General features: G+C 29.3%; 16 protein-coding genes. 15 read left to right on the top strand and 1 reads right to left on the bottom strand.

Annotated elements, in window-relative coordinates:
- Positions 1-65 precede the first annotated feature (65 nt).
- The gene (locus ACH36K_RS12025) at positions 66-218 is read left to right on the top strand and encodes a hypothetical protein (protein WP_411167864.1); all 153 of its coding nucleotides are present in this window, start codon (positions 66-68) and stop codon (positions 216-218) included.
- A gap of 175 nt (positions 219-393) precedes the next feature.
- Here ACH36K_RS12025 and ACH36K_RS12020 read toward each other — a convergent pair whose 3' ends face one another.
- A complete protein-coding gene (locus ACH36K_RS12020) occupies positions 394-756 on the bottom strand; it encodes a hypothetical protein (protein ID WP_322545498.1) in 363 nt (120 codons plus the stop codon).
- A gap of 510 nt (positions 757-1,266) precedes the next feature.
- Here ACH36K_RS12020 and ACH36K_RS12015 point away from each other — a divergent pair.
- The 14 genes from ACH36K_RS12015 to helD all read left to right on the top strand — a co-directional run bounded on the left by ACH36K_RS12015 (position 1,267) and on the right by helD (position 19,495).
- Positions 1,267-2,886, top strand: a complete 1,620-nt coding sequence (locus ACH36K_RS12015; protein ID WP_411167863.1) for a vanadium-dependent haloperoxidase — start codon at positions 1,267-1,269, stop codon at positions 2,884-2,886.
- Between the two features lie 330 nt (positions 2,887-3,216).
- Positions 3,217-4,014, top strand: coding sequence for a MerR family transcriptional regulator (locus tag ACH36K_RS12010; protein WP_411167862.1), 798 nt, complete (start codon positions 3,217-3,219; stop codon positions 4,012-4,014).
- Positions 4,015-4,136: 122 nt separating this feature from the next.
- Positions 4,137-6,134, top strand: coding sequence for an FAD-dependent oxidoreductase (locus ACH36K_RS12005; RefSeq protein WP_411170693.1), 1,998 nt, complete (start codon positions 4,137-4,139; stop codon positions 6,132-6,134).
- A gap of 157 nt (positions 6,135-6,291) precedes the next feature.
- Entirely contained in the window at positions 6,292-7,377 is a 1,086-nt protein-coding gene (locus ACH36K_RS12000) for a UvrB/UvrC motif-containing protein (protein WP_411167861.1), read from the top strand.
- Positions 7,378-7,656: 279 nt separating this feature from the next.
- Positions 7,657-8,355, top strand: coding sequence for a carbonate dehydratase (locus ACH36K_RS11995; RefSeq protein ID WP_411167860.1), 699 nt, complete (start codon positions 7,657-7,659; stop codon positions 8,353-8,355).
- A 309-nt stretch (positions 8,356-8,664) separates the two neighbouring features.
- Positions 8,665-9,825: a MerR family transcriptional regulator gene (locus ACH36K_RS11990; protein WP_411167859.1), complete on the top strand. Its 1,161-nt coding sequence runs from the start codon at positions 8,665-8,667 to the stop codon at positions 9,823-9,825.
- A gap of 396 nt (positions 9,826-10,221) precedes the next feature.
- Positions 10,222-10,716, top strand: a complete 495-nt coding sequence (locus tag ACH36K_RS11985) for a helix-turn-helix domain-containing protein (protein ID WP_411167858.1) — start codon at positions 10,222-10,224, stop codon at positions 10,714-10,716.
- 91 nt (positions 10,717-10,807) lie between these two features.
- Complete coding sequence (locus ACH36K_RS11980) at positions 10,808-11,200, top strand: bleomycin resistance protein (RefSeq protein ID WP_411167857.1); 393 nt, start codon at positions 10,808-10,810, stop codon at positions 11,198-11,200.
- Between the two features lie 250 nt (positions 11,201-11,450).
- Complete coding sequence (locus ACH36K_RS11975; protein WP_411167856.1) at positions 11,451-12,560, top strand: C45 family autoproteolytic acyltransferase/hydolase; 1,110 nt, start codon at positions 11,451-11,453, stop codon at positions 12,558-12,560.
- Between the two features lie 21 nt (positions 12,561-12,581).
- Entirely contained in the window at positions 12,582-13,457 is an 876-nt protein-coding gene (locus ACH36K_RS11970; protein ID WP_411167855.1) for an effector binding domain-containing protein, read from the top strand.
- 483 nt (positions 13,458-13,940) lie between these two features.
- Positions 13,941-14,957: an alpha-hydroxy-acid oxidizing protein gene (locus ACH36K_RS11965; RefSeq protein ID WP_411167854.1), complete on the top strand. Its 1,017-nt coding sequence runs from the start codon at positions 13,941-13,943 to the stop codon at positions 14,955-14,957.
- Positions 14,958-15,422: 465 nt separating this feature from the next.
- A complete protein-coding gene (locus tag ACH36K_RS11960) occupies positions 15,423-15,845 on the top strand; it encodes a MarR family winged helix-turn-helix transcriptional regulator (RefSeq protein WP_411167853.1) in 423 nt (140 codons plus the stop codon).
- A complete protein-coding gene (locus ACH36K_RS11955; protein WP_411167852.1) occupies positions 15,842-17,050 on the top strand; it encodes an MFS transporter in 1,209 nt (402 codons plus the stop codon). The genes ACH36K_RS11960 and ACH36K_RS11955 overlap by 4 nt, the downstream gene beginning before the upstream one ends.
- A 198-nt stretch (positions 17,051-17,248) precedes the next feature.
- The gene (helD, locus tag ACH36K_RS11950) at positions 17,249-19,495 is read left to right on the top strand and encodes an RNA polymerase recycling motor HelD (protein WP_411167851.1); all 2,247 of its coding nucleotides are present in this window, start codon (positions 17,249-17,251) and stop codon (positions 19,493-19,495) included.
- The last annotated feature ends 268 nt before the right edge of the window (positions 19,496-19,763 follow it).

Raw genomic sequence — 19,763 nt, 5'->3', positions numbered from 1 at the left:
CTGTAATACTAAGAATAATATAGTATTCAATGTCAAATATAAATATTATAAGAGGTGAGAAAGAAATGAGTAATAAACATAAAAATAGTAAGAAGAAAATGGCATCTTTAGGACTCAGAAAAGATGAAAATGGAGATTATAAATATATTGATCCTAATGATACAACTTCAGAATTTGTTCCAGTAAGAAATAATAAATCAAAGTCTACAAAACATTAATGAGGATACAAAAAAACTATATATAGATTAATTGTAATTATATAGAAAAAATGGGCTGTGTTTTAAACTAGTGTTGATAATTACACAGTAAAGTGGACTGGTATACTTCTATCAACTTTACTGTGTAATTCATATAACATTAGTTTTAATGGTGTAGTTTATATATTATTTAATTCTATAAATCAAAATTCCATCCCATTTCTTGTAGTTTATCTAATATATCTTTAGGGATATCATTTACACTACCTCTTCCTATAAGTTTACAACTATATATTTGAGTTTGTGCAGGATAAGTTTCGTTAATTAAATCGTAAGTGATTTCAATTCTATCTCCACTTTTCAAATCATCAAAAATATTTTCTTTACCTGTTTCGTTACCCATAAGAGTTGGAGCGCTATCCTCACCAATAATAATATTGCTTCCGTTAATTGACTTTAAGTATATACCAGTCATAGAATTTTTATTATTTACAGAACATCCTACAAGTAGAATTATACTGAATGTAAGTAGGGAAAAATATACTAATAGTTTTTTCATATCTCATACCTCCTATTATATACTTATTAGATATTTTATTTGATTTAAAAGTTCCAAATAATAAGTTATAATTATTGATTTGCTATATTATACATATTTTATGCTCATAAATTCCTCACAAAATTCTTCTTTGCCTTTAAGTATTTCATCAGAATATTTTCATTTATTGGAGTAATAGATTTATATTTTTCGATTATTAATTTTATTCTTTTCTTTTTATTTTTAATTCACTCATTGTTTCTAGCAAACGTATATATTTTATGGTTGTAACATCTAGGACAAGTAATTTTCTATTAGATTTTCTCAATGATTTCTTTCATCTTTCTAGGCGGTAATGTCTTTGTGGCGAATTTGTTTTTAGCAATGATGCTGTAACAATTATAAAAACAAATGAGATTAATAATAGAAATCTAATAACTTGCTACATATAATATACTGAAGAATTGATATAGATAATATATTTAAATTTGAATATAGTAAAGTTTTAACTAAATAACAGAGGTGATTAAGATGGAAGAAAAGCAAGATAAAAAGAAAGCAACGAATGAAGGCGAAGATAAAGTTTGTATTAATAAGTCAGTATGCCCTAAATATAACACAATAACAGAGCAGTGCGAAATTGGACCTTTGACACCAGAACAGAGGCGCATTGAGGCCTTTGAAAAACGAACTGAGTCGGCTTTATTTCAGAAGAACTTGATTCTTCAGGGACAAAGATGCAATAACGATGAAATTTTATATGCAAACAAGATTGGAAATTATACAAAGGCTTTACCTCATAATTTGTTAGGAGAAGTAAATTTAGAGGCTTACAATATTTGGATAAGGACATTAACTACTGCAAATCCGGAAAAATTTGAGTTGATACCACTAGGAGGGAGTAGAAAATTCGTTAACCCTCAGGCCTCATATGCGTACGAGATGGTAGGACCAGATTCTAACCATCTTACTATAGCACTCGCTCCGAGCTTTTCTAGTGCTATAGAAGCAAGTGAAATGGCTGAGGATTATTGGATGGCTTTAATTCGTGATGTCCCTTTTGTAGATTATGATACCAACCCTATAACTAAGGCTGCAGCTGAGGATTTATCAAAGTTTTCGGTTTTTGATGGTCCTAAGTGCAAATGCAAAGTAACTACGGAAACACTATTCCGTAGTAATGCTCCTGGTGCTTTGGAAGGACAATATGTTTCACAGTTCCTCTTAAAGGATATTCCTTTTGGGGCAAAAACTATAACACAGAAATACACTGTACCTATGGAAAAAATCGATTATATGACCTCATATAATGAATGGCTTAATATACAGAATGGACAGGCACCCTCTTCAGCATTAAAACTTGACCCATTATCTCGATATATTAGTAATGGCAGAGACCTTGGCGAATATGTCCATAAAGACACCAGCATTCAGGCGGCACTAACAGCTTGTTTGATACTACTAGGGTTTGGGCAGGAAGCTGTATCTTTGAGTAATCCCTATTTATTCTCAAAAACTCAAGAGGGGTTTGTTACCTTTGGTACTGCACATGTTTTGGATTTTGTGACTCGTGCAGCCAGGATGGCACTTGAAGCAACCTGGTTCCAAAAGTTTTTGGCTCATCGAAGATTAAGACCAGAAGAGTTTGGGGGATGCGTACAAAATCTTAAGATAGGTGCCGCAAAGCATCCTATTAATCAGGAATTATTAGATTCAAGGGTATTAGAGATAGTATTCAAAAAATATGGAACCTATCTTCTACCTATGGCCTATCCTGAAGGATGCCCAGCTCATCCTGCATATCCTGCAGGTCATGCAGCTCAGATTGGAGCAGGTGTAACTATTCTAAAGGCATTTTTCAATGAGGATTATATTATTCCTAATCCAGTAGTAGCTAGTGTCGACGGACTTAATTTACAACCATATCTTGAGGATAATTTAAAAGTAGGAGGAGAATTAAATAAGCTTGCTTCTAATATTTCTCTTGGAAGAGATTTTGTAGGGGTTCACTGGCGTTCAGACGGCTTAGAGGGAATGAAACTTGGAGAAGCTGTGGCAATAGGATTACTTCAGGACTATAGAAGCACCTATAATGAAGAGTTTCAAGGTTTTTCCTTCACAAAGTTTGATGGTACAAAAGTAACAATTTAAAAAATATGCTTATAAAATATGTAATAATAAATTATTAAATAAAGAGACTATCGTTAAATGATTAAAAATTTAATGATGGTTTCTTTTAATTAGAAGGAAATTTCCTCTATTAAGAGAAAATTTTTTGTTGTAAATAAAATGTTAAAAACTAGAAATAATTTAAGAAACATGTTATCTTAAATAAAGAGAATATTTAGAAAAAATAATGGTGTTTTTAAAGAATATAAATTACAAATACAAAAAATAAAGAGTTTATTTAAGTAATTCAGAAAAACATATATATTAATTTTAAATAAAGGCTAAAGCTACTTTAGGTTTTGGAGGATAGAAATGAAATATAGTGTTAAGGATTTGTCAAATATATTGGGAATAACAACAAGTGCAATTCATTTTTTTGAAAAAGAAAATTTGATTAAGGTAAATAAGGAGAAAAATGGGTGGAGATATTATAATGTAGTAGATGTATTTCGCCTATTATCTTATACAAAGTATAAAAATATGGAAATGCCTATGAAGGCTATTGTTAAGCAGTTTAGTGGTGAAGACAGTAGCTATTTATCTACTAAGGATAGGATGGAAGAATATAAAAAAAAGGCAGAAGAAAAAAGTAAGTATTATAAAGAGCTTGCAGACTCAATAGAAGAAAATTTAAAAAGTATACGCCTTATTAATGAACTGCTTAATAAATATGAGTTTGTTAAATCTCCAGAAATATTAATGTTGTATGATGATGAGTGTGGATGGATTTCTAGAGATAGACGAGCTCAAAGGATGGTCCAACAGTGCGTTAAAGCAATGCCAATAGTTCAGCTAGGTGTAATTAAGCATAGAGATAGTAATATATGCAATTTTGGATATATGGTTTTAGAGAAGCATATAGATAAGTTTAACATTTCTGTGGACTTGCATAGGAAGAATTTAAAAGCTACTTCATGCATTCATACAATTCAAATTATTGATGATGAATTAACAAAGAGTCCTGAAATAGCCTTTAAAAGTGCAGAGGAGTATGCAAGGTCTAGAGGATTTGAAATTATAGGAGATATGGTTGGAAAGATTCTTCTTGTAGATGTTGAGAAACCAGCTAAATTACATACTTATATAGAAATATGGATACCTATAAAATAAATTATTTGATAAAATTATCACAATAACTATTGAAGTTAAAGTTCCTTTATGTTCTATAATGATTTTTAGATGGAGGTATTGCCAATCATAAAATTATTTTAGAGGGAGAGGGATGTCTTATGATAAAAGAAAAGTACAAAGTTTTATTTGAACCAATTAAAATAGGTAACTTAGAAATAAAAAATAGGTTTGTTTTAGCACCAATGGGGCCAGGTGGATTATGTAATTCTGATGGAAGTTTTAATGAAAAAGGGGAAGAGTTCTATGTTGAACGTGCTAAAGGTGGTACAGGTTTAATAATGACAGGTGTTACTATGGTTGAAAATGACATTGAAAAATGTGCATTACCATCAATGCCATGTCCGACTTTAAATCCTCTTAATTTTATAACAAGAGGAAAGAGTATGACTGAACGTGTTCATGCTTATGGATCAAAGATATTTTTACAGTTATCAGCTGGATTTGGACGTGTAAGTATTCCATCAATTGTTGGTAAAACAGCAGTTGGACCATCTGCAATTCCACACAGATTTTTAAAGGATGTAGTATGTCGTGAACTTACAACTGAAGAAGTAAAAGAATATGTTAGAAAATTTGGAGAATCAGCAGAAATAGCTAAAAAAGCTGGTTTTGATGGTATAGAAATACATGCTGTTCATGAAGGATATTTACTTGATCAGTTTGCAATTTCATTCTTTAACAACAGAACAGATGAATATGGTGGAAGCTTAGAAAATAGATTACGTTTTTCTTGTGAAATAGTTCAAGAAATAAAGAAAAAATGTGGAGAAGATTATCCAGTATCTTTAAGATACAGCATTAAGAGTTTCATAAAAGACTGGTGTAAGGGTGGTCTACCAGGTGAAGAATTCGAAGAAATGGGAAGAGATATTCCAGAAGGAATAGAAGCAGCTAAAATATTAGTTGCTGCAGGATATGATGCCTTAAATGGAGATGTTGGATCATATGATTCATGGTACTGGAGTCATCCACCAATGTATCAAAAAAAGGGATTATACTTACCATATAATGAAATTCTTAAGAACGCAGTAGATGTTCCAATAATTACAGCAGGAAGAATGGAAGATCCTGAATTAGCAAGTGATGCTATATTATCAGGAAAGACAGATATGATTGGACTTGCAAGACCATTACTTGCAGATGCTGAAATTCCTAATAAAATATTAGCAGATGACTATAAGAATGTTCGTCCATGTTTATCTTGTCAAGAGGGGTGTATGGGAAGATTACAGAATTTCGCAAATATAACATGTGCAGTTAATCCAGCATGCTGTAGAGAAAAAGAATTAGAACTTAGAAAAGCTGATGAAAAGAAGAAAGTACTGGTTATTGGAGGAGGCGTTGCAGGATGTGAAGCTGCAAGAGTAGCTGCAATAAGAGGGCATGAAGTAGAAGTCTTTGAAAAATGTGACAGATTAGGGGGGAACCTAGTAGCAGCAGGAGCTCCAAATTTTAAGGAAGATGATATAGCACTTGTTGAATGGTATAAATTACAATTAGAGAAGCTTGGGGTAAAAGTAAAATGCAATACAACAGTTACAGAAGAAATAATTAAAGCAACTGATGCAGATGCAATTATAGTAGCTACAGGATCTACTCCAAGAAGATTAACTATTGAAGGAACAGAAAATGTATATACTTCAGAAGAAGTATTACTTAAGAAAAAAGATGTTGGAAACTCTACTATAGTAATCGGTGGAGGACTAGTAGGATGTGAAACTGCTTTATGGCTAAAAGACATGGGAAAAGATGTAACTATTGTTGAAATGATGGATGATATACTACAAGTTGGTGGACCTTTATGCCATGCAAACCATGATATGTTAAAAGAGTTAGTAGCTTTCAAGAAGATTAATGTAAGATGTGGATCTAAAGTAATAAAAGCAACAGAAGAAGGATTTGTAATTCAAGGTAAAGAATCTCAAGAAATAGTTAAAGCCGATTCAGCAATCATTGCAATTGGATATGACTCAGAAAATTCACTATACGATAAAATTAAATTCTTACGTCCTAATATTAGAATGATTGGTGATGCAAACAAAGTTCAAAACATAATGTATGCTATATGGGATGCGTATGAAGTAGCAAGAAATATCTAATCAATAAATCAATTTTTAAGCTCTGATTAAATTATTTAGTTAATAATTTGATTAGAGCTTTTGCGTTTTAAAAGAAATAACAGTTAAATTATTTTGTAAATCAAAGCAATCCTATGATAAAATGTAATAAATATTTGCCTTGAGGGGGAGCATAACTTTGAACATAAAAGAAAAAATTAAAAAACTGCCTTCTTCACCTGGAGTATATCTTATGAAAGATTCCTTAGATACTATTATCTATGTAGGAAAATCTAAAAATCTAAGAAGTAGAGTTGGATCCTATTTTATAAATTCGAAATCTCATTCTCCAAAGGTAATAAAATTAGTGAAAAATCTTAAGGACTTTGATTATATTCTAACAGATACGGAATTTGAAGCTTTATTGCTTGAATGCAAATTAATTAAAGAAATTAAACCAATATATAATAGGCAAATGAAAAGTCCAAAAGGTTATTGTTATATCAAAATAAAAATGAACGAAAAATATCCAGATATTGAAATCTGCAACGATCTTAACAGTTCTGATGGAGAGCTTTATTCTGGACCTTATACTAATAAGAATACTGTAGAAAAAGCTCTTTACGGTATAAAAGAACATAGTAAAATTTTGTGTACTAATGCTTCTAGAAAGGCTTCAGGCTGTCTAAAGTATTCTATGAACTTGTGTATTGGTATGTGCACAGCCAGTCCTTCTAAAGATCATTATTTTGCTTTAGTAGAAAAAGTGATAAAATTGCTTAATGGCACTGATTTGACTATTTTGGAAGAAATGGAGCAGGAAATGAATATTTCTGCTGCAAACCTTGATTTTGAAGGTGCAGCTAAATATAGAGATTATATAAAAGCAGTAAAGCATTTGATAAGTACTGCAAAAATTATTAGATTTACAGAAGCTAATAAAAATATTGCTTTGGTAGAGTTTCTAAATAATAAAGAAATTAAGTTTTTTCTAATAAGATATAATAAATTGCTTTTCAGTGAAAGGTATAAACTTAGCAATCTTAGTATTAATGAAATAAAGCATAAATTTAAAAGTAATATTATATCCCATTTCAGTGATGCTTTGAAAAGTTCGGTTAATGTTGGTAAGGATGAAATAGATGAGGCTCATATAATATATAATTATTTAAAAAGTAAAGAAAGTACATGTAAATATATAGCTATTCCAGAACAGTGGCTTAATGATATGGATAGCTTAAGTATTGACAGAACTATTGATGAATTTATTTCAGATAATTTGTAATTAACCATAAGAATTCTTATATAAGCGTAGAATGTGATACAGTGAACAATACCATAAATAAGTACGTTTTTTACCAATAAAGTAAGGGCAGTGTAATATATATGACTATTAATTATATAAACTCTTTAAAAAATGTAAGTTAAAAAGCCAGCAAGGTTTATCGTAAAATCCACCATAACTAAAATAAAGTGTTATAGTGGGTTCTTATATTTATAGAGTGATTAACAAATTAATATTAAGCTTAATATAATGTAATATTAATTTAAGGAGAAAATTATAGTGGATAATAGTATAAAAAAAGATTATAGGCCAATAGGGCCAACTAATTTGTATGCTTATTTTATTGGAGAAAACCCAGTTACTTCATTTAATCCTATAAGCGTATATCCTCAAGTAAGTGAAAGTGCATTTATAGGGCCATTTTCAAGTGTAATAGGTGATGTAGCAATAAAAGAGAATGTATTTGTCGGTGCTAATGTAGTGATAAGAGCAGATGAGGGAACACCATTTTATATAGGTTACAATTCTAATATACAAGATGGAGCAATATTACATGGGCTAAGAGATGCTAAATACTATGTAAATGGTGTAGGGTATTCAATATATATTGGCAATAAAGTAAGTATAACTCATGGAGCATTAATTCATGGGCCAGCTATTGTAGGAAATAACACATTTGTAGGATTTAATTCAATTGTATTTAACGCTATAGTAGAGGACAACTGTTATATCGATATTGGAGCAATAGTAACAGGGGGAATTAGGATAGCTGCAAATAGGTATGTTCCAATTGGAGCAATTATAAATACACAAGCTAAGGCAGATAATCTTTTAGAAGTACCAAAGGAAAGATCAGATTTTTCAGAAAAGGTTATTAAAGTTAATGTAGAGCTTTCAGAAGTTTACGATTTGAAATTTGGTGATACACGTTGTAGTTGTGGTCTTTGTTGTAAGCATAGTACCTTAATTCACAATTAGGGAAAATTCATAGTTAATAACTTGTTTTATTATTAATGCAAGCAATATTATATACATTTGTTAGTTATAAAAGATAATTTTCAATATAATGTATTTAAGTAATGGAGGAGAATCAAATCCAGAGGGAAGAGGTTATCCTTCTTATTTTGTTTCAAGAAGAAAATTAATGATAAATTTATAAAGTGTTGACCCTAACATCACGTCATAGTGTAATATAAAAATATAGCTTGAATATATTAACAAAAACTCATAGCCGGCTGAGCATTAGACAATATTGATAGCTGTAAAATCAAACTTTGAGGTGTAGCAATGAGAACAGTAAAACAAGTTTCTGATCTAACAGGAATAAGTGTGCGCACACTACATTACTATGATGAAATAGGATTATTAAAACCAAGTGAAATTACAGAGGCAGGATATAGACTTTATGATGATGAAGCACTTAAAACTCTGCAGCAAATTTTATTTTTCAAAGAGCTTGATATACCTTTAAAAGATGTTAAAGAGATAATGTTGAGTCCATATTTTGATAAAATGCAAGCACTAGAAAATCAAAAAAAGCTACTTATTTTAAAAAGAAAAAGATTGAATGGTTTAATAGAGCTTATAAATAAAACCTTAAAAGGAGAAAGCACGATGAATTTTAAAGAATTTGATATGAGTGAGTATTTTAATGTATTGGAAGAATTTAAAACAGAACACAAGGATAAAGTAATTAAAGTTTATGGTAGTGTAGATAAATATAATGAATTTATTAAAAAATGTAAATCTAGGGAAGCTGAGATTGCTAAAATGGCTATAAAGCAATATGGAAGTATTGAGAAATATGCTAAAGCTTTAAAGAAAAATCTTAATAGTGACATATTAACTTTAGGAGAACAATATGATAAGTTTAAAAAAGATTGCTTGGAAGATAAGCATCCTAAATTAAAAGAACTATATAAAAAGATTGTATCTGACTTGAGTAAAGATCCTTCTTCAAAGGAGATTCAACAAATTGCTGAAGAAATAACAAATACAGCTAAAAAAGATTATGAAATTTTCAAAATGGATAATGGAGATGATCATTGGTACTATATGGTACAATTATTTAGTAATCCTATATGGATAAAAGAAGTTGATAAGAAATATGGAAATGGTTCATCTAAATTTATCGGAGAAGCCTTAAAGAAATATTTGGGAGATAAGCAGCCTAAATTAGAAGAACTATATAAAAAGCTTGCATCGGACTTAAGTAAAGATCCTTATTCAAAAGAGGTTCAACGAATTGTTGAAGAAATATCAGATGCAAATAAAAAAAGTCAAGAATTTTACAAAATGGATGAGGGAGAGAATCATTGGGGTTATACAGCAGAGCTTTATTTATCAAATTCCACATGGATAAAAGCCATTGATAAGCAATATGGCAGTGGTGCATCCAAATTTATTGGAGAGGCTTTAAAATTTTATTCTGAAAATAGTAAGTCGTGAATTAAAAACTATGAAGTATTTGACATACAGAACCAAAGTTACAAGTATTAACTTAGATATTCAAAAAATGAACTACAATTAAATAATTAGAAGTTAAAAATCGCGTAATTGAACAAATGAAATTATGCGATTTTTTCTAATACTACTAACGGATGTACTAAAAGTGTTATCACTTGCAACTGATATGGAGAACCGTATCACAAATAAGTGAGTAAAGAGTGATATGTAAACTTAAAATCTGTTAAGTAATTAAATTTACTATATAAAAATAGGATATTACAAACAGTAATAAGTAGTGAAATTACTATATTCTACTTATATTCTATGTACTCTACCCTTGGTAGATTTAAATATAGTGGCTTTTGAATTATCATATTATTAAAGGAGGGTGTTATTATGGATACACAAAAAATTGGACGATTTATAGCAGAAGCTAGAAAAAACAAAAAAATGACTCAAGCAGAGTTTGGAGAATATCTGAATGTAACTGATAAAGCAGTTTCAAAGTGGGAATGCGGTAAGTGTATGCCTGATAGTTCATTGTTTGAAGAAATAGGTAAAGTGTTGGAGGTTTCAGTTAATGAATTACTAAAGGGTGAATATATTGAACAGGAAAATGAAGAGGTGGAAAATAATAAAAATATAATTTTATTAATTAATGAAATTCAAAAATTAAAAAGAAATGAATCATTAGTTGGAGCCTTATGTGCATTATTGATATCATTTATTACAATAATTTATTCTGCAATATATAAACCTGGTATAAAAGCTTATGAACAATTTTTTTCGGGATTTATTAAAGCTATCAGTGCCGGTTGTCTTGTTATAGGAATACTTCTTATATTCAATGCTTGGGTAAAGTACTCAATAAAAAATTCCAATAAAAACTAGAGTATAAATTATGTAAAGAAGTTATTTAGGAGTACAAATTTTTTATCACGTGATAATATTAGATAGATGTTATAGAAGGAGGATAAAGGGGATGAAGTTTAATAGTTTAATACCAGAGTTATCAGTAATTAATATTGATGAATCAAAAAGATTTTACATTGATATTTTAGGATTTAATTTAGAGTATGAAAGAGTAGAAGATAAATTTGCTTTTTTATCATTAGGAGATGTACAAATAATGATAGAAGAAATAAACGGTTATTGGAATACTGGTAAATTAGAGCATCCATTTGGTAGAGGAATAAACTTTCAGATGAAAGTATCTAATGTTGATGAGATAAGAGATAATCTTGTTAAAAATAATATAAAATTATTTAGAGATATAACTGTAAGCGAATATAAATGTAATGGTCAAATAATATTACAAAAAGAATTTCTTGTTCAAGATTTAAATGGATATTTATTAAGATTTTGTTCGGAATGAGTAATTTGATAAAAATATTATTGGTGGTTAACTTTTATAAAATTCTGAAAGAAAAGTATAGAATTAAACCTCAATAAACTTTTAGAAGATGGTAAGGAAAAATTAAGCAATTGATTAAGATTAACTTTAGATGATGGCGTTAAAGGTAAAATAAAAGGAATGATGATGAAGAAAATATATAATCCGCAATAAATATCAAATATGCAAATGTACCTTTCGTTATATTATAAAGGAAAGGTAAGGTGTTATTATGAAAGAAACAACAGCATATTTTAAGAATTTTGAAGGTACAAGTTATGAAGTCGGTGTACAAATTGGCAAATGGGTATTAGAGAATTCAAATATGTTGCAGATGATATTAGTGCCAGAAAATATATATCCACGAGATAAATTTTTAGCAATTACAGAACTTTTAGACAAATATTGTAGTGGCATTAATGAAGAAATAAAAGGCTTTTCAGATACTATTGGAGTTAGTCCTGAACAAGCAATATTTTATTCTATGACATATTTAGAACGTGGTTGCAGTTTGATGGCAGGGTTACCTACTAAAATGGAAAATGGTCATACTGTAATGGCAAGAAATTATGATTTTAATGACGTAATTGAAGAAATGTGTTTTGCTAGAACTAAGGTTAAAGGAAAATATTCTCATATTGGTTCATTACTAAATCTTTTTGGAAGATGTGATGGTATAAATGACTGTGGACTCGCAGTTTGCAAAGCAAGCAATGGATTGCCTGTCGGAAATTTTGATGGTGGACAAAAGCCAGGGGTAACAGGTTTTCAATTTTGGGTTCTTATTAGAAGTATTCTTGAAAACTGCAAGAATGTTGAAGAAGCAATGGACTTTGCTATGAAAGCACCTATTGGTTATAATATTAATTTAATGGCTGCTGATAAAAATAATAAAATAGCATTATTTCAATGTATAGATGATCATAAGCATTATGAAATACTAGATGAAAATAGTAATAAAAATTATTTAAGTTCAACAAATCATACACTATTTCCTGAACTAAAAGCATATGAAAAGCTAATAATAAAAAACTCAGTATTACGGAATGAAGTCATTGTTAAAACTTTTGAGTCAGAGAAAAAACTTTCTTGTGATAACATAAAAGTATTACTTTCAAAATCATATCCACAAGGCTTATGCTGCCACTATTATGAGGAGTTTTTTGGTACACTTCGTTCTATGATTTTTGATGTAACTGATGGAACTATTGAAATAACCTTTGGTTCACCACAAAATAATGAATGGAGAAAATTTACAATTAATTCAAAGGAAGAGGAAGAGTATACAGTTAAATTGCCATATCAAAAGGCTGATAAAACATTTTATGATATAATATACTAAGTTAAGAATGGAGGGACTACATTGAACTCGAAAAATATACTTGAAAAGACAATTATATTTATTGAAAATAATCTGTATAAGTCTATTACAGTTTTTGATGTTGCCAATGCAGTCTCTTATTCCTATTATCATTTTCATCGATATTTTTATAGTGTAATGGGAGAAACTATTGGAGAATATATTCGTTTTAGAAGACTCACTGAAGCGGCAAAATTGTTATTATATACTGAAAATAAAATATTAGATATTGCTATTTCATTACATTTTCAATCTCATGAAGCATTTACTCGTGCCTTTAAAAGTAGATATGGTGTAACACCTAAACAGTATAGGAATAATCGTATTGATACACTAATTGGTAATAAGATACAGTTAGATGCAAATGAATTAATACATAGAAGCAATAAAATAACCTTAATACCTGAAATAGTTATTGTGCCAAGTAAAACAATAATGGGAATTCGTTTTGAAACAAGCGTTGCTAATAATAAAAGTATTGAACAATGGAATATTTTTAATAATCATCTTATAAAAATGAATAATGTATTTTGGGGATATAATAGATATGGTTTTTTTGAAGCAAATAAAAGTTGTCAAACACAAATGTTTAATGAAGAGAGCTCAACTACTGAATTTATTGGTATAGAGGTTGATAAATCAAGGGGTGTACCTGAGAATATGCTAATTAAAGAATTTTCAGGAGGAAAATATGCAAAGTTTGTTCATACAGGAACAGTAAGTACTCTTTACATGACTTATAGATACATTTGGGGTACATGGTTTCCAAATAGCGATGAGGAGCTTGATGTGCGTGATGATTTTGAGTGCTATACAGAAAAATTTTTAGGTGCTACCAACGATAAATCACAAATTGAAATTTATTTTCCTATTGTATAATTAGATTAATTTAATATTAAACCTTATACTTGTTTTATATTAAATTTATACTAAAATTAATGAGTTTTATCTAGTTTTATTCTTTGATGGATCAATAACTAGCTTATGATAAATCAAAAATATTTTATATAATTGTTTAGTAATTTTATATTTGAAATACGTGATAAATAAAAGTATTAACTTAAAAAACAAAAGGTGAGTAAACACCAGGAATAATAGGTATAGTTGAAAATGAAAAAAGGTTATGAATAATGTGCACGCCATTTGTGGAATGGAAGAAATATGTTTTTCAACAGATATAGAAAAAATACAGAAGAATTTTATAAGAAACTAAAAAATACATATTTTGTGATATACTTAAAAGTAGGTTGACATAAGAATTATAGATAAGGAAACTTGATAATTTTATGCCTTTGTAAGTGTAGTAAGCTTACGAAATCATAGATTTGGAGTTTCACTTATGGAAAGTAAGGGGATAATAGAATGAATTATCAAGAAGTATTGAAGAATGCGAGAACTTGTATTGGTGATTATTGTAAAGCATGTAATGAATGTAACGGGAAAGTATGTAAAAATCAAATGCCAGGACCAGGAGCAAAAGGTATTGGTGACGTAGCAATACGTAATTATGATAAGTGGAAAGAAATTCGTATTAACATGGATACATTAACAGAAAATAAAAAGGTTGATACCAGTTTAGAATTATTCAATAGAAAATTCAAGTATCCATTTTTTGCTGCGCCAGTAGGAGCTGTTCAATTGCATTATGGTGATAAATATGATGAGATGCAATATAATGATATTTTAGTTTCTACATGTGCAAAGGAAGGAATCTTAGCCTTCACTGGAGATGGTGTAAACCCGGAGGTAATGAAAGGTGCTACAAATGCTATAAAAAATGCAAATGGATTAGGAATTCCTACTGTAAAGCCTTGGAATATAATAACAATAGAAGAAAGAATGAAGTTAGTTAGAGATTCAGGGGCTATTGCAGTAGCTATGGATATTGATGCGGCTGGACTTCCATTTTTAAAGAATATGAATCCTCCAGCTGGAGCAAAAACTGTAGATGAGCTTAAGGAAATTATTGAGCTTTCTAAACTACCATTTATCGTAAAGGGTATAATGACTGTTAAAGGTGCATTAAAAGCTAAAGAAGCTGGTGCTGCTGCTATAGTTGTTTCAAATCATGGTGGAAGAGTACAAGATCAATGTCCAGCAACTGCAGAAGTGTTAGCCAATATTGTTGATGCTGTAGGTGGCTCAATGAGAATATTTGTAGATGGCGGAATACGTTCAGGAGTAGATGTTTTTAAAGCATTAGCTTTAGGCGCTGATGGAGTACTTATATGCAGAACCTTTGTAACAGCACTTTATGGTGGAGCAGAAGAAGGGGTAAAAGTATATATTGAAAAATTAGCAAATGAGCTTGAAGATACAATGGCAATGTGTGGAGCATATTCTTTAGAAGATATTACTAGAGATATGATAAGATACTAATTAATACATTAAGGTAATTCTATTTAAAGTCATAGAGAGATCTATGGCTTTTTTATATATAATTGAGAAACAAGTGTGTTAAAATACAAAACAAAGGTTATTACTTTTATTAATTACCTTTGCTTTTGAGTAGATTATATTGCCAACAATTATTTCTCCATCACATGAAATAAAATCTAATTCTTGGATAAATGCATTCATTTTATATTCTAATATTTTGTAAAAAAGATATTCATCTTAATTACCTAAATTTCATACAAACCATGTACCAATACCATCTCTTACTTATGTATAAATTCAAGATATTTTGGCTATCATGTTTGCATAGCACTGAAAAACAATTGATTTATTGAAGCGTGAATATGCATACTAATAGAGAAACTTGACATATATATATAAATAATATATAATTACCTTGGTTAACAGTTAACAAAGGTAACTATGTTGAATTAGGAGGTATTAAAAATGCAAGGCTTTTTTCAGCGATTCATATCTTTATACCGACCAATAATAAGTAAACTTAATGATTTGTTAAGTGAATATAATCTTTCGTATTCTTTATGGCAAGTTATTTTTTATCTAAAAAACAATGGACCATCTTCACTTGTAGATATTTCTAAGTACTATAATATAGAAAAGCCTAGCGTGACTAGAAGGGTTCAAAGTTTAGAAGAGAAAATGATTATAGAAGAAATAACCGGCAAGAATAAGCGTGAAAAAATCATCCAGTTGACTGAAACAGGAGAAGAACTCTATCAAATCTGTCGTGAAAAAATAACATGCTTAGAATATGAATTGATGAAAGGGATTACAAAAGAAGAGCAACAAATTGTATTTGAAGTAATTCCAAGAGTATTAGAAAATATTACAAATGAAAAGGAGAATTGAAATTGAATCAACCTAAATTATGGACAAAAAATTTCCTGATTGTTACTACGGCAAACTTTTTTCTTTATTTTACTTTCTACTTATTGATGGTGACAATGAGCTTATTTGCATCAGAAAAATTTCATGCTACACCTAGTCAAGCTGGGTTAGCTTCTGGAATATTTATAATAGGAACACTTGTCTTACGTATTTTTTCAGGGAAATACATAGAAAAAATAGGATGTAAGAGAATGCTTTATATTGGTTTTACCTTATTCTTAATAACTACTTGTTTATATCTTTTAGTGAACAGCATGGGAATGCTTTTGGCTAATCGTTTCCTGAATGGAGCAGCTATGGGAATTGCATCAACAGCTACAGGAACCATTGTAGCAAAGATTATTCCTAATGAACGTCGAGGTGAAGGTACTGGCTATTATACATTAAGCTTGACTTTGGCTGCTGCAATTGGACCATTTTTAGGAATGTTAATCACTGAGCATGCAAGTTTTTACATGAATTTCATTGTATGTGTTGCTTTTTTAGCAATTAGTTTCATTGCAGTGTTCTTCGTGGAGGTTCCAAAATTAGAGCTTGCAAAAGAGCAATTAAAGAAGAGGAGTAACTTTTCTATACATAATTTCTTTGAGATCAAAGCAGTTCCAATTTCTATAGTTTCAGCATTAATTGCTTTTGGCTACTCAAGTATTCTTACATTCATTACACCTTATGTTAAAGAAATCAATCTAGCTTATGCAGGGAGCTTTTTCTTTATTGTATATGCAGTTTTTGTTTTTGTTTCAAGACCTTTTACAGGAAAATGGCTTGATACAAAAGGAGAAAACTTTGTTATGTATCCGTCTATAATATTGTTTGCTATAGCTTTATTTATTATGAGTGGAGTCAATAATGGATTTACACTCTTATTAGTTGGAGCTTTAGTGGGAATTGGATATGGTACAATATCTTCAAGTTGCGTAGCAATTGCAATAAAAGTTTCTCCGAAGCATAATATAGGATTAGCTACTTCAACTAGTTTTATATTTCAAGATTTAGGGGTAGGTTTTGGGCCGTTCATATTAGGACTTTTGGTACCGTCAATAGGCTATAGAGGATTATATTTAGCGATGGCAATAGTTACATTTATTACTATGCTATTATATTATTTCTTACATGGAAGAAATAGTGTGTATGAAGAGAATATTAATGAAGCATCTTCTATTTAAGAAGTAAAAAACAGTTAAAAGGCAGTCTTTTATGAGGCTGCCTTTTTTATATTTAAACCAGGAATTTTTAATATATTTTCTCTATACTTTAATTATAACATAAATAATTAGATAATTACAGACTGGTAATTTCGGGCGTTTATGATTAAATATTAATATCACTTTAAAATGCTTTTTTCATTGTAAGGAGGAGATATATTGTCAATAAATAAATCTGAATGGATAATAGAAGAGGAATGGTTACAAAGGGTATTAAGAGAGGTAAAAAGTCAATTAGAAGAAAAGAAAAACTATAAAGAAAATTTTAAAAAAGATGCAATTAAAACACAAAGAGAACTATGGGAAAATGTTGGAGCAGTTTCAGTAAATAATGGTTTGCAGCATATTGTAGATTTTATGCAGTTTATAAATACTATGAAGATTCAAAAGCAAAGTCATGAGTTTGAAAGAAAGCTAGTTGATAAATATGAGCAAATGCTTTTATCACCCTATTTTGCAAGAATGGATTTTATTGAAGATGGAGAAGGAAAAGAGGAAAAATTCTATCTTGGAATTTCTAATTTAATTAATGAAGATTTTGATTTCCTTATATATGATTGGAGAGCACCAATTTCAAGTATGTTTTATGATTATGAGATTGGAAGTGCTTCTTATGAATGTCCTGAAGGAATAATAAATGGCAAGATAACAATGAAAAGACAATATAAAATTAATAATGGTAAGATTGATTATATGTTTGATAGCAATATTAAAATAGATGATGAGGTCTTACAAGATATATTAAGTAAAAGCAGCGACAGTAAAATGAAGGCTATAGTTACTACAATTCAAAGAGAACAAAATAAAGCAATCCGTAATGAGAAGTATAAAAACTTAATAGTTCAAGGACCAGCAGGTAGTGGAAAGACATCAGTTGCCCTTCATAGAATAGCGTACCTTTTATATAAACATCGTGATACTATAACTTCAAAAAATATAGTAATTTTTTCGCCAAATAACATATTTAATGATTATATTTCTAATGTATTACCTCAGCTTGGTGAAGATAATATGTTGCAAACTACATTCAAAGAATATATGCATAAAGTTTTAGAGAATGTAAATGTTAAGGAAGATTATTGTGAAATGATGGAAAACATCTTTGGTGATGAAGGGGAACAATATTATGATGTTAGAATTAAAAGTATAAAGTTTAAGTCTTCTATGGAATTTGTTAAGCTATTAAAAGTATATATTTCATACCTAGAAGAAAATCCTAAAGAATTTTTTGACATCACTTTAAGAAATGAAACTATAATTTCTTCCAAGGATATAAATGAGTTGTTTTATAAGGATTATGTTGATCTTCCCCTTAAGAGGAAATTAGAAAAGATAAGAAATAGAATTTTATTTCTTATAGAATCTTATGAAAAAAGATTAGTAGAGAAAGTAGCAAAGGAAATAGAGGAAACAGGAGAATATCTAGAGAAGAGAGAAATCAATAAAGTAAGTAGGGCCTTAGTTAATGGAGGGATAAAAGATATAATTTATGAAGTTGAAGAAAAGACTAAATTTAGCTTGCTAGATACTTATACAAATCTTTATGAAAACTTAGAATATTTCTTAGAAAAGGCAAATATTGATTTTGATAATGATACCATTAGAGAAATTAAAAGATATACATTAGAAAATTTTAGAGCTAAAAAGATTAACTATGAAGATCAAATAGCACTTTTATTTATAAAAGGAGCAGTAGGTGATATTCCAAAAGCATTAGAAGTAAAATATGTAATTATAGATGAAGCACAAGATTATTCGCCATTGCAGTATGAAATATTTAATCAATTATTTAGCTCTGCAAATAAAACAATACTAGGAGATATATCTCAATCTATTAACCCATATATGAATGTTGGTAGCTATAGCAAGATTGTAGAAATACTTAATCCAGAAAATACCTCTACTATTAATTTAACTAAAAGCTATAGATCAACAATGGAAATAACTAAATTTTCACGAAGAATACTAAATAAAGAAATAGCTGATGAATATGTTGAAAGAAATGGATCTGAACCAAGGCTAATTGGATTTTTAGATGAGAAGGATATGAATAAAAGAATATTAGAAGAAGTAAAAGCTTATAGGAGTGAAGGTTATAACTCTATTGGGATAATAACTAAAAATATTAGTGAAGCAAAAAATGTCTACAATTACGTAAAAGATAAGATAGATGCTAAGATGATAATAAATGATGAAGATGAATATGTTAATGACATTGTAATTATTCCTGCTTATCTTGCAAAAGGATTAGAGTTTGATGTGGTTATGATATATAATGCAGGTGATTCTAAATATAAGGATGAAGAAGATAGACTGTTACTTTACACTGCTTGCACAAGAGCACTTCATGCTTTAGATATATATTATATAGGGAATTTATCACCATTATTAAATAACTTTAATTAAGGAAGTTTTTTAATAAGGTGAAATAATGTCTTTGACAATAGGAAAGAATTTATTTTTCATCCAACGGAAAATGAATGGAAAATCAGTTGTGTCAAAGGACGTTTCGCCAAGGAGGATAGTTGGGCAAGAGATTGAATGTAAAACTTTAATTTATTTAATAATTAATAAATAATAAATAATCCCTTGACCTGAAGTTAACTTAAGGTTGTATGATATAAAAGATGTTTTAAGAACATATATTTATTAATGTTTGATAGGGATGTGAGTT

This window comes from Clostridium sp. MB05 (assembly GCF_046581255.1).
GTDB lineage: Bacteria > Bacillota > Clostridia > Clostridiales > Clostridiaceae > Clostridium.
This window is presented reverse-complemented; position numbering and strand designations above follow the sequence as displayed.